Source organism: Falseniella ignava (assembly GCF_002847645.1).
In the GTDB taxonomy this organism is placed as follows: Bacteria; Bacillota; Bacilli; order Lactobacillales; family Aerococcaceae; genus Falseniella; species Falseniella ignava.
The window spans coordinates 1-13,231 of sequence record NZ_PKHE01000013.1 but is presented as its reverse complement, the minus strand read 5'-3'; the positions used below and the strand labels follow the sequence as shown (position 1 = coordinate 13,231).

Sequence of the window (13,231 nt, the reverse complement as noted above, 5' to 3'; positions counted from 1 at the left end):
GTATTGCCCGGATTCTGTTACGTTGCCGGTGGGAGAAAAACGTCAAGTAGACTGCCTATACATTGAAGCTGATGAAGACCATGTAGCCTATCAAGATGGGAAGAATCGGGAAATGCGCTTGGCGTATGTTCACGAAGGATACAAAGAAAATTTAGGGTCAAGTGATCGAAAAGCATTAAATGTTCGTCGCATATTCACAGGCTTATACGAAGATAGCGAGGAATTGTGGGAAGATGTCTATTACTATCTCGACCGACAATATGATTTAGCGGCCTGTCCGACCCTTTATTTAAGTGGTGACGGGGCTCACTGGATTAAGAAAGGGTTGGACTCTCTCCCGACTCAGACGCACTTTGTTCTTGACCCTTATCATACGGTGAAATACCTTCGTCAGGCATGCGTTGGTATCAGTACTGAACATTTATACGCCACGTTACATCGCTGGCTTCATACAGGTGAAAAAGACTATCTACAGGACTACTTCAAAGTGCGACTCAGCGATCCGTCGCTATCCGAGTCTTCGAAACAAACGCTTCAAAAGGTTCGTCGCTATCTAATAGGCAATTGGGATGCGATCCAAAGACAAAGAGAGTCGCAATATATCGGTTGTAGTGCCGAGGGTCACGTTAGCCATTGGTTAAGTGCTCGTTTAAGTTCGAGACCTCTGGGATGGAGTACAACAGGCGCAGAAAACATCGCTAAAGCGCGTGCTTATGACCTAAATGGTGGTGATTTAAAAGCTTGGGTAAGAAATCAAACGAAAACAGCAGAAAGAGAACGAAGAGTCAATAAATTAGATGGCCGTGTGGGGCGAAAATACGCCCGCCAGTATGAATGGAGTGGTAAAGTAGCGATCTTACACTACTCCAATAACACACGGAGTCGACAGATTTTTGAGACCATCGCTGGTTATTGAAATCCAATAGAGTGAACCCCGTCTTCGTAACGAAAGCGAGCGGCGACGAAGTGAATGTCGATGGAGGCACGGTGTCAAAGACGCCGGTTAAAATATGGAATCCATGAAACTGGGTTCAGGGAAACATAAAAGTATGGTAGAGGAAAACCAACAATAATTTGACACTATCGTTTTTCAAAGGGATTATTGACATTCTCCAAGAGCCCCATTATAATAACAATACGAATTGAAAACGAAAGTTTTGCGGGTGATGCATTTATGCGTCATCCGATTTTTTATAGAAACGTTTTGAGAGTAACTTAAACAGGGCTTGTCTCCAATCTGAAAGCACCTTTGAGTAGCTTTTAAAGAATTATTGACAGATTGAGCTTTTTATTTTATAAATTTAATCATAAGGAAGATAAAAAATGAGAATCGTTAAGTATAGTAAGTCTGAGGAAATGCTAAATATAGCAACCCACATTTTAGGATTTATTTTAAGTCTGGTATTTTTTCTGCCGGTAGTTGCTAAAGCATACAGTGACAAAGATATCATTGGGTTTTTAGCATGGTTAATTTATTTTATTGCCATTGCGACCATGTTTTTATCATCAAGCCTCTATCACGCTATGACCCATCCCACCGCAAGGACGATCTTTAGGGCAATTGATCACGGGGTAATCTATTTAACAATTGCAGGTTCATATACTCCAACGATATTAATTGGCATAAGGTCTACCTTTGCCATGATTATATATGTTTTAATTTGGATTTTGGCAATCGTAGGCATAAGCATGAACATAATCGCCTTCACTACCGCTAAAGAAGATAAGATAAGTAAAGCCTCTATGATTATATATTTGGCAATGGGATGGATATCACTTGTCCTTATGCATCCGATTTATAAGCATATAGGCATCAGCTATATTTGGTATTTGCTACTTGGAGGACTTTTCTATACCATTGGGGCAGTTTTCTATTCAATAAAGAAAATTCCATACAATCACGCCATCTGGCATATCTTCATACTTGCAGCGGCCTTTATCATGTTTTATGGCAACTATCTATTTTTGAGATAAGGAAAAATAAATGATTAGTTATAAAAAAAGTTAGCGTTACAGAAGAAGATTTAGTCCTGGAAGAATTGCTTGAGTTATCAGAAGCGTGGGCAGAGGAAAAGATCTTTATAGATTTTTGGAAAATGACGTGCGGGATTATGTTGATGTAATTGGAGTTATTGCAACATCGTATCAATATAATAGGCTTCTAAAATTTTACATTGAAGAGTTAGACTTTCAGTTTAATCACGCATTATTAGTAAAACGAGCACATGAATAATTCACAGTTTGCTAAGATTTAGATTTTTATCTAACTTTTAAAGTTCGCTACATTATACAAAAAACGAGGATTTTTTAAGTTCCTCGTTTTTTTAGGGCTGGGGCTTATCCCACAGCCCTTTTTTTAAAATATATATAATAGTTAGAATCTGGTAAAGTTAAATATTATCGATAAGCTCTGTTATAGGCTTGATGAACAATCCCTTCAACTTCTCTTTCTTTAGCGATGTCCATCACTAAATTTGGATTTCTTAGTAATTCTCTGCCAAAAGCCACAAAATCACAATCATCATTTTCTATAGCATAGGTCGCCATATCCGATGAAGTAATAAGGCCCACACCGATTGTCATTAATCCTGTTGCTTCTTTTATCTGTTTAGCAAAATTTAGCATATAACCAGGATAAGCATTGATCGTAGTATTCGCTAATCCACCACCCGATACACTGACTAAATCAAAACTATCTTTATTTTCATTTAAGAAATTAATCCAATCCGCAACTTCAATACCACCTTCAATATAATCAGTAGCAGATATTCTTAACCATAAAGCCTTATCCTTCGGCCAAACTTCTTGTATCGCTTCAACAATTTTCTTTAGTAATAAAAATCGATCTTTACCATATTCATCTTTTCTTTGATTTGATAAGGGAGAGATAAATTGATTAATTAAATAACCGTGAGCTGCATGAATCTCAATTGCATCAAAACCAGCTTGATCAGCTCGAATCGCAGCAGATTTGAAGGCATCAATCACTTCGTTGATTTCATCAATACTCGCCTCTTCATAAGTATACTCATCGTTATTGAACGAAATCTTAGAAGGACCAATATGTCTTAAATCTTTAGTCTCAGATTTTCTACCGGCATGGTTTAGTTGAACGGCAATCTTAGAACCTTCTCGTTTCACGCCACCAACTATTTCTTTTAATCCATCTATTTGACGATCATCCCATAACCCTAAATCATAATCGGTTATTCGACCATTATCTAACACACCGGTAGATTCAACAATAACTAAACCTACCTGAGAAATCGCTCTTGAAATATAATGCGCTTTATGAAAAGAATTTGCGATACCATCTTGCTTATCAACTTGATACATGCACATCGGTGGCATCACAAATCGATTCTTTACTTCCATATTCTTTATCTTAGCTGCTTCAAATAATTTCATTTTCTCCTCCTTATATTTTAACTACGCTGTGTTCATCGAAAGCAATACTACGGCTTCAACACGTTCCGGTGATATAGCATAAATTAATTTGAGCATGTTGAAAATATCGTTTAGAAATTATTATTATTTATAACTATCTCTTTGGTCGCCTACATGAATATTGGTGATGACGAACAGATTCTCATCAACCAGTGAAATTATCCGGTAGTCACCCACCCTAAACCGAACATAGTCTCTCAAATCACCTTTTAGTGTCTTTCCAGGAGCAGTCGGAAAATCTACATTGACTAAATGCTTACCAATCCATTTCAGTATTTGCTTTTGAACGCCATTATCCAACCTAGAAAACTCTTTTTCAAAACTGGAAGCAAATACCACTTGATATTTAGCCATATTGTTCCATCATTTCTTCAAAAGTCTTAACTTTCTTCCCTGCTTTAGTCCACTCTTCATATGCTTGATCTGCCATCATCACGTCGAAGTCATTCTCTAATTTTTCCAAAATCGCTGTACGAATAAATTCCGCTTTGGAAATTTCTTTTGCATGAACGTATTTCTCAAGCGATTCATTGAGTTGATCATCTAATCTCACTGAAATTGGAGATGCCATAAAACCCCTCCTTGTAGTTCATATTAACTACATAATAAAACAGTGATAATCCTCCCACAAGAATTAACCTTTAAGCGATTTGTTTTCGATAAGAGGTAAATTTAATATCGAAACATCGATTAAAGAGCGTCCGAACGCTGTTAAAAAGCGCCTTGAATTTGGTCATTGGGAACTTGATACGGTACTCTCTCCCAGAGGTAAAAGTAAAGGATGCCTCGCTACTTTTTCTGAACGTAAGAGTCGCTTCTATATCGCTTTAAAGATGCCGAATCGATCGAAGGAATCGATGCTTTCGACTGTAAATCAATTGATTCGATTTTTCCCTAAACGCACAGATTTAGCTAAAATTAAAGTAGATTAGAAATAAAAAGGTCGTAGGGCATTGCCCTGCATAACAATACCGCAAGGCAAAAAAAAGAAGGAAAGCTCATGCTTTCCTCCCTCTTACTTTAATGTGTTTTTCCACCAGTAACCTTTATATCTGTATCATTTTCCACAATTGCTTCAATTGCCAGTTCTAGTCCCTTAACTATTGTATCAAGTGCCATTGAGGGCATGTTCTTCTTATCAGTGACTTGTTCTGGTAAGAATGGAATGTGAATAAATCCAGTTCTCATGTTCGGATATTTTGTTGCTTGAATGTGGGCAACTCCATATAGAACGTGGTTACAGATAAATGTTCCTGCAGTGTTTGAAATTGATGCTGGAATTTTACCTTCTTTAATATGTTCAACCATTGCCTTTATTGGTAGTGTTGAAAAGTATGCCGCTGGGCCGTCTTCCGCTACCTTTTCGTCAATTGGTTGATTACCTTCGTTGTCTTTAATTCTGCAGTCGTCGCAGTTTATTCCAACTCTCTCAACTGTAATGTCGGGTCTTCCACCTGCTTGTCCAATGGATAGTACTACATCGGGATTAACTTCTTCTATCTTTGCTCTAATCTTATCAACAGATTTTCCAATTACAGTAGGAATTTCTAACTTAATTATTTCCGCTCCATTAATTTCATCTGGTAATTTCTTTACAGATTCAATTGCAGGGTTAATGGATTCGCCACCAAATGGATCAAATCCAGTTACTAAAATTTTCATTAAATCACTCCTTTTAAATTAAAATCCAAATACTAACATCAATATAATGTGAACAACAATTAAAGTTAATGCCACTGGTGCTTGAGTCTTCATGATTGTGTATTCATTGTCTGTTTCAAGAATAGACCCTGGAACAATGTTGAAGTTTGCAGCCATAGGTGTCATAAGAGTACCACAGTATCCACAAGTCATACCAAGAGCACCAATTACTGCTGGGTTTGCGCCATTTGCAATTACAAATGGAATACCAACACCAAGTGTAATAACAGTAAATGCAGCAAATGCATTACCCATGATCATTGTAAATAAAACCATCCCTAGACAATATGCAACCACACCTAGAACCTTTGCTCCTGGTGGCACAACAGCAGTTACACCAGAACCAATAACTTCGCCAACACCCGCAGCTGCAAAAACAGTACCAAGAGCACCTAGAAGTTGTGGTAATAGTGATGAACTACCAATAGTCATAAGCATCTTTGCAGTATCTTCTTTAGTTTCATGATACTTAGCCTTTGTAATAACAAGGGCGATGATTATAGCTATTATAGATGATATACCCAAAGTTTGTGCTGCTGAAAACTCAAATAAAATTGGTCCTTCGTCCCCAGTGCCGATAGGAATTTTCAAGCTCTTTGCTTGAGCCATAATCATAGCTATAATACCAATAGCAAGAGCAGGAATAAAGATTTTATTGCCAACTCTCTTACCATACTCTAATTTTTGTTCCTCACTTTGGTCTTCAAATTCACCAACTTGAACTTGCTTTGTCAAAGTTAAAACTCCAAGCACAAGTAAAAGACCACCAACGATTGCTCCGCCATATTCTAGTTTGTCAACTAAAAGCTTTCCAGTGCAGAATAAAATACCAAGCAAAGTCCAAAAGATAAAAGTTCCCATTCTAGATTTTTTATTTCTTAGACCCGTAATACCAGTCATAATGCAAATCAATCCACATAAAATATAGATGATTTCATCAATTATAATGCTGTTATCAGCTATAAATTTAAACATGTTTCATGTCCTTTCTTAGTCTTCTCTCATATAAATAGCATTGTACTAGAGCTAGAATTAACATAGAAACCCCTGCTAAAATAGAACTCTTTGCTATATCACCATTAGTAACATCATAACCTGCTTGGTTAAGAGTACCTTGAATCAAAAGTACACCAGAAGCTACAGGGAAAATATTTTGCCCAAAAAAGTTCCCGTAGTTTTCAGCAGCTCCAGCAAGACCCTTTAACTCCTCAAGTCTCTTGTCAGAAAGCTCAACCTTTTTATTAGCAGCCCCCTCAGCCATAGGTAAAATTAATGGTCTAACAAATTGAACGTGGCCACCAAGTCTAAGAGAAAGCGCGGCAGCTACCCATCTAATTAAGATATAAAGCCCAACAACACCACCAGCGCTGGCAGACTTCATCTTTTGAATAGCTTCCGCCGCCCTGTCCTTAAGACCATATCTTTCCATGATAGCAATTAGAGGTAGACTCAAGAAGAAAAGTGACATGTATCTGTTGTTCACAAATCCCTTTCCAATTACATCTAAAACTTCAACGATTGGCATGCCAGCGATAAGCCCAGTAACCAATCCGGATATAAGCACTACTGCAACAACATCAAGCTTTAGAGCAAAGCCAACGATAATTATCAATACGCCTATTAAAACCCAATAGTTCATATAGAATCTCCTTCATTATTAAAATAAAATAAATTTTCACGATGCTGTTATGGCAAAAAAATAATAAAAGCACCCTGTTTTTTGATTTTAACATATGAAATTATATGTAGCAATTAGAAGCGAGAGAAGTGATTTGTTTTCTTAAATAACTAACTTATTTTCAATAAATTTTATGCTTCTATAAATAGATAGCTAATAGTTTGTGTCACCCCCAAAAAAGTTAGATTTTTGGTTCAACTTTTTGGGAGCTACACACTTGTCTTGTTGATAGTTTAATGATAGAGTTACGATAACAAAAAGAGGAGGTCTTATTATGAATATTCGTCCTGTTTCAGATCTAAGAAATAAGTTTCCTGAAGTCGAAGAAGAAGTTATTGAATCTGGACGTCCTGTCTTTCTAACTAAAAATGGCTACGGCACGATGGTATTAATGAGCATCGATCAATACGAATTTATGACCCAAGACATTGAAAGCAAACTTGATGAAGCGGATCAATTAGCAGCTTCCACAGAGACAAGGTATGGCCTCGATGAGGTGATTGAGCGAGTCATGGAGCGCATTAATCAGCATGCCTAACTATCAAATTCGTATTCTTTCTAGCTTTGAGCAAGATTTAAATCAAATTGTCGATTATATTGCTTTAACGCTGTCCAATCCATCTGCAGCAATGAATCTTGTAGAAAACGTTCATAAAGCTGTTGAGGAGCGAGCTAATTCTCCTCTTAGTTTTCAGGGTTTCCCTAGTCAAAAAAAAGAGAAAACATCCGTATTATGTCATCCGAGTTGGAAACTACTCTTTGAGAGTAACTTAAACAGGGCTTGTCTCCAATCTGAAAGTACCTTTGAGTAGCTTTTAAAAAATCATTGACAGAAGGAAGATAAAAAATGAGAATCGTAAAGTATAGTAAGTCTGAGGAAATTCTAAATATAATTACCCATGTTCTAGGATTTATTCTAAGTCTGGTATTTTTTATACCAGTAGTCGCTAATGCATACAGTGGCAAAGATCTCCTTGGATTTTTGGCGTGGCTAATTTATTTTATTGCCATCGCGACAATGTTTTTATCATCGAGCCTCTATCACGCTATGACCAATCCCACCGCAAGGACAATCTTTAGGGCAATTGATCATGGGGTAATTTATTTAACAATTGCGGGTTCATATACTCCAACTATCTTAATTGGCATAAGATCTACCTTTGCCATAGTTATATTTGTTTTAATTTGGATTTTGGCAATCGTAGGCATAAGCATGAACATAATCGCCTTCACTACCGCTAAAGAAGATAAGATAAGTAAAGCCTCTATGATTATATATTTGGCAATGGGATGGATATCACTAGTCCTTATCTATCCGATTTATAAGCATATAGGCCTAAGCTATATTTGGTATTTGCTACTTGGAGGACTTTTCTATACCATTGGGGCAGTTTTTTATTCAATAAAGAAAATTCCATACAATCACGTCATCTGGCATATCTTCATACTTGCAGCAGCCTTTATCATGTTTTATGGCAACTATCTATTTTTGAGATAAGGAAGAATAAATGATTAATTATAAAAAAGTTAGAATAACAGCAGAAGATTTAGTCCTCGAAGAATTGCTTGAGTTATCAGAAGCGTGGGCAGAGGAAAATTGTTGCCCTGCATACTATAAGAATGATCCAACAGAATTTATTAATCGCGATGTCTATGTAGCTGTTGAGGGTAATCGTATTGTTGCGTATGCCTTTGGACATATCAGTGTTCAGAAAGAAGAAACCTCATATAATAAGATCGGAGAGAAAGCCTTTGAGCTTGACGAGATCTATGTTATTCAAACACATCGTAACAAAGGCATAGGAAAAGAACTTTATAGATTTTTAGAAAATGCCGTGCGGGATTATGTTGAAGTCATTGGAGTTATTGCAACATCGCATCAATATAATAAGCTTCTAAAATTTTACATTGAAGAGTTAGATTTTCAGTTTAATCATGCATTATTAGTAAAACGAACACACGAATAAATCACAGTTTGTAAGGAATTAAATTTTATTTGTAAATAACTTGAAACAAATTTGAATCTTAGTATTTATACTTAGCATTCATTTTGTGCTTTGTATTTTATATGATAAAGCACAAAAATGAACTGCCCCCTAAGTTAGATTTTTTGTCCAACTTTGGGGGCAGTTTACTTATCAGCTTTTCTTTTCAATCAATACCACGGCCTTGACATGCAATTTTTAGGCTAAACACAGTCTGCATAAAGATTGCCATATCAACTTTCCTTTTACTTTCGCCTTCTCGATAGATAATTAGGCTAACTTTCCTTCCTCTCATACTTGCTAAGTTCTTCTTGTAACTTATCAAAGTCCGATAAATAATTTCTATCTTGAATCATCCGAAATTTTTCATATTCTTGAGATGTTTTTTCAAGTGCTTGTTCACGACTAATCGTTCCTTTATGATCCAAAACTTCTCTACGATTCATCTTCAAAAAGTTATCTGTTTGATCCGCCCAATCTCGCATGCTCATCAAAATATTATCCTCTGCCATCAATTCGGCATAATCAATAAACATCGTGACTAGACGATTCAACTTTCGCAGTTCCTCTTCAGATAAATAATTTTTAGCAACTTGGGTATCACTTTTCAAAATTTTGCCATCAGGAGAATTTTTCCAAGTCGTGAGTCCCATATATTTTTTGTCTGCATCCGCTTTATTATAGATAATTTCTACAGCCGTCGAACCTGTAATCGCATAATGCAGTTTATTCTGAACAAAAGCATAGAATTGCCTGGTAATGTCAGAGTTTTTGTCGTAGTCATAGGAACACTGCTGAAAGACATCTGTTATCTTCTGATAGGCTCTTCGCTCACTGGCTCGAATTTCACGAATTCGTTCCAGTAATTCATCAAAATAATCTTGATCAAAAGCTTGCCCATTCTTTAGAAATTCGTCATTCAAAACAAAGCCCTTAGTAATATATTCTTTCAAGGTTCTCGTCGCCCACTGACGAAAGCGAGTTGCCTGCTTGGAATTAACTCGGTAACCAACGGCGATAATAGCATCCAGGTTATAGAAGTCAACATCTCTTTTCACTTGTCGACTGCCTTCTAAACGAACTATTTCCATTTTGGAAACAGTTGAACTTAACTCTAACTCTTCTTCGGCGTATATATTTTGAAGATGCTTTGAAATCGCAGGTACTCCAACTTCAAATAAGTCTGCCATCATCTTCTGACTCATCCAGAAGGTCTCATCTTTAAAATAGACATCAACGTAGATATTTTCCTTTGCAGTTTCATAAAGTAGAATAGGTAATTGTTTCAAGGTTAGAACCCCCTTTGTAATTCGTAGAGTCATTTTATAAGCTTTTTCCACATACTAATACGATTTTATAAGGCATTCAAACTCGATTTTCCTTCATTTTTCACATCAATCAGACTGTGTTCAAAAGTTAATCTTGCAAAAATTTCGAAAAAACTCTCTTAAATTCTGCCAGATCTTCTTGGTCTAAATGAAACTCGTATAGGGATTCATCATTAGGATCTTCAATGACGGATGTATAAGCTTGATCTGGGCACTCATATCCAAGAGCTCTAGCAACTTCAATAGCAAACTGTGCATATGCTGGTCCAATCGCTGTAATAATATTCCCAGCAACGACGACAGGTTGGTAAACTATATTCTCAGCTTGAATAAACGGTAGAAGGTCATTCATTTCTACATTGAATTGATTGATAAAAGGTTTATCATCTAATAAGCCAGCCATTGATAAAAAAGATAGGTCCACCACAGATCGCCCCTATTAAGAAGTCAGGATGATTCTTTAATTCACTGAGAAATTGGATTAACTTATGATTATCAAGTGAAAGACGAATGTCACTTATACCAGGTAAAATTAGACAATCATAATCCTCAACCTTGAAGCCTGAGGTCGTCTTATCTGGGACAACTAAGACTCCCTCTTCAGAACGAACGGGTGATAAGTCCGTTGAGATAATATCTGTTGGGGAGTCATAATACCACCTGAAGAGCGCCATCAAGTTACCCACTTCTTGAAGACTAAATTCCGGATACACTAATAATGCAATTCTTTGTTTCATCTCGGCATCCTTTCTTGGGTGTTGTCAAAATAAACTTTATAAGTTTATATTTTGTACAGCTCTTACTTATTACTATAGGCAGTGAAAAGTCAACTAATCCCCTGCTTTTATCGACCAGTTCCCACATACGCACACCCTCATTCTAGCAGATTTCACCCATTTGTTCTTCTAAAACCAAAAAAGCAAGGTTCCTAAGAAATCACATCTTCTTAAGAACCTTGCTGTTATACGATTTATAGCCCCTCTTTTTCAATCAATACTACGCCTTAGCGGTTCGCTGTTACCGCATCATTTCGTCACTTCGTTCCTCACTCTGCGACAGCTTCTACGCTTTGCTTCGCATGTCATATCTCTAATTCGCTTCGCTCAAAGAGCTATGAAATATCGCATAAATCATTCGTAATTGATGACTACGTCGTTAGTCACTCCTTGTCATCAAAACGACTGATTCAACATGTGTTGTCTTTTGCTTGGGAACATAATTTATTATCCTCGTCATTCTTGTAGGAGCACAATTTATTAATGTCATTGTCTTTGGCATTTTTTCTTTTATCTTTAAAGTTATTAGAATTTTGACTATCTTTAACTCCTGTTTTGAAATAGAATGTTAGGTCATATGGATGGACTGTTCCGTCTTTGTCAATTCTGCCCACCACAACTTTATCAACTATTCTTTCAAATACTGTTCTACTAAATTCCTCTATAATTTCTTTGTTTTCTAAGACCTTTTTAAATTGCTTTAGTCTTTCTTTAATAGAGTTTTCATCTTTGATAGTTAGCTCTAGTGTTTTCTTTTCATCAAGTAATTCTTCTTTTTGTTTTGTAAGTTTTTTATACTTTTTAGCATAAACTTCTTCATCTATACTATCTTCTAAATGAAGATCAACTAACTTTCTTTCTTGACTAATGATTCTGTTTAATTGGTTTTCTAACTTTTTCAAATCTTTGACTAAAGTATTATCATTTATTTCTTCTTCTACAATTTTTAAAAAGTCATCTATTACTGTTGAATCTGCATGGCATAATTGCCTATAGCTTTCAACAAAAGCTTTTTCTATTACTGCTTCTTGTATTCCTTTTGAATGAGGGCAATATTTTTTACCTTTTTTTGTTGACTTTACACATTGCCAGTTAATTTTTTTGTAAATGGAACTGGTGTGCCATGTTCTTCTTGAAAGTATTTCTCCACAAAATCCACATTCAAGAATACTTGAAAAAGCATATTGTCTTGATAGTTTTTCTCTCTTCCTATCCTTGTTAGCAATGGTGTTTCTATTTTGTGCTCTCCTGAGTCTAATCTCTTGTGCCTTTTCAAAATCTTCTTTTGATATAATTGGCTCATGATGATTTTCAATGTGGTATTTATCAGATTCACCAAAGTTTGCTAGTCTTCTTTTTGTTATGGGATCAACTGTAAAAGTTTTTCCCATTAGTATATCTCCAATATACTTTTCATTTTTAATTATTCCTAACACTGTAGTATCAGACCATTTTGTTTTACCTCTCGGAGTGAGATATCCTTGCTCTTCTAGTTCCCTGCCAATAACTGACCCTCCATTGCCCTCTAAATATTTTTTAAAGATGTATCTGACAATTTTAGCTTCTTCTTCATTTATAGAGATGCTTTTTGTTATAGGGTCATAATCATATCCAAGGCAACCTTGAAAGCCAATAAGCTCCCCTTTTTCCATTTTCATTTTCAGTCCTTTTTTTACATGGGCTGAGGTATTTTCTACTTCTTGTTGAGCTACTGAACTTAATATTGTTAGTAATAGCTCTCCATCCATTGTCAAAGTATCTATATTTTCTTCTTCAAATACAACACCAACATTATTTTACTTTAATAGTCTCACATACTTTAAAGTATCTAATGTGTTTCTAGCAAATCTTGATATAGATTTAGTAATTATCATGTCTATATCCCCATTTTGGCAATCACTAATTAGTCTCATGAAATCCGCTCTTTTAGTAGCAGTTGTTCCTGTAGTTGCTTCATCTGCATATATACCAGCCAAAGTCCAGTTTTTATTATTTTTTATTAGATTTGTGTAATAATCAACTTGCGATTTATATGATTCAAGTTGGTCTTTACTATCTGTACTTACTCGACAATATGCTGCAACACGTTTTAAATCTAAATCTAGTGCATTTCTATTTCTTGCTCCAGTATTTGAAGCTTTTATTACTTTTACTTTAGTATTCATTTTACCTCCTTCCCATTTTGTATCTTTCTACAGTGTTATTATATCGCAAGATTAACTACTTTCTAAGTCAAGTCCACAATCCTGTGTAAAATACTATACAATGTTTTACCGGTCACTCATTGATCAAACTTAATATATTTTCTTGTAGAAC

15 protein-coding genes and 2 pseudogenes are annotated in these 13,231 nt (G+C 35.8%); 7 read left to right on the top strand and 10 right to left on the bottom strand.

What is annotated here, in order from left to right:
- Together CYJ57_RS05395 and trhA (CYJ57_RS05390) are read left to right on the top strand one after the other, a co-directional pair.
- A partial coding sequence (locus CYJ57_RS05395) for an ISLre2 family transposase (RefSeq protein ID WP_101954372.1) occupies positions 1–916 on the top strand: 916 nt, incomplete at its 5' end.
- 407 nt (positions 917–1,323) lie between these two features.
- A complete protein-coding gene (gene trhA, locus CYJ57_RS05390; RefSeq protein ID WP_101954371.1) occupies positions 1,324–1,974 on the top strand; it encodes a PAQR family membrane homeostasis protein TrhA in 651 nt (216 codons plus the stop codon).
- Positions 1,975–2,397: 423 nt separating this feature from the next.
- Here the strand turns inward: trhA (CYJ57_RS05390) and CYJ57_RS05385 are convergent, their stop codons facing one another.
- The 3 genes from CYJ57_RS05385 to relB form a co-directional block, all read right to left on the bottom strand.
- The gene (locus CYJ57_RS05385) at positions 2,398–3,408 is read right to left on the bottom strand and encodes an oxidoreductase (protein ID WP_101954370.1); all 1,011 of its coding nucleotides are present in this window, start codon (positions 3,406–3,408) and stop codon (positions 2,398–2,400) included.
- Positions 3,409–3,531: 123 nt separating this feature from the next.
- On the bottom strand, positions 3,532–3,801 hold the full coding sequence (locus tag CYJ57_RS05380) for a type II toxin-antitoxin system RelE family toxin (protein ID WP_101954369.1): 270 nt from the start codon (positions 3,799–3,801) through the stop codon (positions 3,532–3,534).
- Complete coding sequence (relB, locus tag CYJ57_RS05375; protein WP_006701983.1) at positions 3,794–4,018, bottom strand: type II toxin-antitoxin system RelB family antitoxin; 225 nt, start codon at positions 4,016–4,018, stop codon at positions 3,794–3,796. Before relB ends, CYJ57_RS05380 begins: the two co-directional genes overlap by 8 nt.
- A gap of 91 nt (positions 4,019–4,109) precedes the next feature.
- Between relB and CYJ57_RS05370 the strand changes: the two are divergent.
- A pseudogene (locus CYJ57_RS05370) lies at positions 4,110–4,346 on the top strand (IS30 family transposase); the annotation flags it as partial.
- Positions 4,347–4,467: 121 nt separating this feature from the next.
- Here the strand turns inward: CYJ57_RS05370 and pcp are convergent.
- The 3 genes from pcp to CYJ57_RS05355 are packed head-to-tail and all read right to left on the bottom strand — an operon-like array spanning position 4,468 to position 6,787.
- Entirely contained in the window at positions 4,468–5,109 is a 642-nt protein-coding gene (pcp, locus tag CYJ57_RS05365) for a pyroglutamyl-peptidase I (RefSeq protein WP_101954368.1), read from the bottom strand.
- 18 nt (positions 5,110–5,127) lie between these two features.
- Positions 5,128–6,123: a DUF979 domain-containing protein gene (locus CYJ57_RS05360; RefSeq protein WP_101954367.1), complete on the bottom strand. Its 996-nt coding sequence runs from the start codon at positions 6,121–6,123 to the stop codon at positions 5,128–5,130.
- The gene (locus tag CYJ57_RS05355) at positions 6,116–6,787 is read right to left on the bottom strand and encodes a DUF969 domain-containing protein (protein ID WP_006701979.1); all 672 of its coding nucleotides are present in this window, start codon (positions 6,785–6,787) and stop codon (positions 6,116–6,118) included. The genes CYJ57_RS05360 and CYJ57_RS05355 overlap by 8 nt, the downstream gene beginning before the upstream one ends.
- A gap of 310 nt (positions 6,788–7,097) precedes the next feature.
- Between CYJ57_RS05355 and CYJ57_RS05350 the strand changes: the two genes are divergently transcribed.
- From CYJ57_RS05350 to CYJ57_RS05335, 4 genes are read left to right on the top strand one after another with little or no spacing between them, the layout of a single operon-like run.
- The gene (locus CYJ57_RS05350) at positions 7,098–7,364 is read left to right on the top strand and encodes a type II toxin-antitoxin system Phd/YefM family antitoxin (RefSeq protein ID WP_219525571.1); all 267 of its coding nucleotides are present in this window, start codon (positions 7,098–7,100) and stop codon (positions 7,362–7,364) included.
- Entirely contained in the window at positions 7,357–7,638 is a 282-nt protein-coding gene (locus CYJ57_RS05345) for a type II toxin-antitoxin system RelE/ParE family toxin (protein WP_244896584.1), read from the top strand. The genes CYJ57_RS05350 and CYJ57_RS05345 overlap by 8 nt, the downstream gene beginning before the upstream one ends.
- Positions 7,639–7,673: 35 nt before the next feature.
- Positions 7,674–8,324, top strand: coding sequence for a PAQR family membrane homeostasis protein TrhA (trhA, locus tag CYJ57_RS05340; protein WP_101954365.1), 651 nt, complete (start codon positions 7,674–7,676; stop codon positions 8,322–8,324).
- A gap of 10 nt (positions 8,325–8,334) precedes the next feature.
- Positions 8,335–8,793, top strand: coding sequence for a GNAT family N-acetyltransferase (locus CYJ57_RS05335; protein ID WP_101954364.1), 459 nt, complete (start codon positions 8,335–8,337; stop codon positions 8,791–8,793).
- A 293-nt stretch (positions 8,794–9,086) separates the two neighbouring features.
- Here the strand turns inward: CYJ57_RS05335 and CYJ57_RS05330 are convergent, their stop codons facing one another.
- The 4 genes and pseudogenes from CYJ57_RS05330 to CYJ57_RS05320 all read right to left on the bottom strand — a co-directional run bounded on the left by CYJ57_RS05330 (position 9,087) and on the right by CYJ57_RS05320 (position 13,080).
- Positions 9,087–10,133: a virulence RhuM family protein gene (locus tag CYJ57_RS05330; RefSeq protein ID WP_180764405.1), complete on the bottom strand. Its 1,047-nt coding sequence runs from the start codon at positions 10,131–10,133 to the stop codon at positions 9,087–9,089.
- Between the two features lie 94 nt (positions 10,134–10,227).
- Complete coding sequence (locus CYJ57_RS07890) at positions 10,228–10,542, bottom strand: type 1 glutamine amidotransferase family protein (RefSeq protein WP_219525569.1); 315 nt, start codon at positions 10,540–10,542, stop codon at positions 10,228–10,230.
- Complete coding sequence (locus CYJ57_RS07885; protein ID WP_219525568.1) at positions 10,523–10,876, bottom strand: DJ-1/PfpI family protein; 354 nt, start codon at positions 10,874–10,876, stop codon at positions 10,523–10,525. Before CYJ57_RS07885 ends, CYJ57_RS07890 begins: the two co-directional genes overlap by 20 nt.
- Before the next feature lie 449 nt (positions 10,877–11,325).
- A pseudogene (locus CYJ57_RS05320) lies at positions 11,326–13,080 on the bottom strand (recombinase family protein).
- Positions 13,081–13,231 lie beyond the last annotated feature (151 nt).

Bases quoted from the DNA above. Each gene is read 5' to 3' on its own strand.
- trhA (WP_101954371.1), top strand. From the start codon at position 1,324: ATGAGAATCGTTAAGTATAGTAAGTCTGAGGAAATGCTAAATATAGCA.
- CYJ57_RS05385 (WP_101954370.1), bottom strand. From the start codon at position 3,408: ATGAAATTATTTGAAGCAGCTAAGATAAAGAATATGGAAGTAAAGAAT.
- CYJ57_RS05380 (WP_101954369.1), bottom strand. From the start codon at position 3,801: ATGGCTAAATATCAAGTGGTATTTGCTTCCAGTTTTGAAAAAGAGTTT.
- relB (WP_006701983.1), bottom strand. From the start codon at position 4,018: ATGGCATCTCCAATTTCAGTGAGATTAGATGATCAACTCAATGAATCG.
- pcp (WP_101954368.1), bottom strand. From the start codon at position 5,109: ATGAAAATTTTAGTAACTGGATTTGATCCATTTGGTGGCGAATCCATT.
- CYJ57_RS05360 (WP_101954367.1), bottom strand. From the start codon at position 6,123: ATGTTTAAATTTATAGCTGATAACAGCATTATAATTGATGAAATCATC.
- CYJ57_RS05355 (WP_006701979.1), bottom strand. From the start codon at position 6,787: ATGAACTATTGGGTTTTAATAGGCGTATTGATAATTATCGTTGGCTTT.
- CYJ57_RS05345 (WP_244896584.1), top strand. From the start codon at position 7,357: ATGCCTAACTATCAAATTCGTATTCTTTCTAGCTTTGAGCAAGATTTA.
- trhA (WP_101954365.1), top strand. From the start codon at position 7,674: ATGAGAATCGTAAAGTATAGTAAGTCTGAGGAAATTCTAAATATAATT.
- CYJ57_RS05335 (WP_101954364.1), top strand. From the start codon at position 8,335: ATGATTAATTATAAAAAAGTTAGAATAACAGCAGAAGATTTAGTCCTC.
- CYJ57_RS05330 (WP_180764405.1), bottom strand. From the start codon at position 10,133: ATGACTCTACGAATTACAAAGGGGGTTCTAACCTTGAAACAATTACCT.
- CYJ57_RS07890 (WP_219525569.1), bottom strand. From the start codon at position 10,542: ATGGCTGGCTTATTAGATGATAAACCTTTTATCAATCAATTCAATGTA.
- CYJ57_RS07885 (WP_219525568.1), bottom strand. From the start codon at position 10,876: ATGAAACAAAGAATTGCATTATTAGTGTATCCGGAATTTAGTCTTCAA.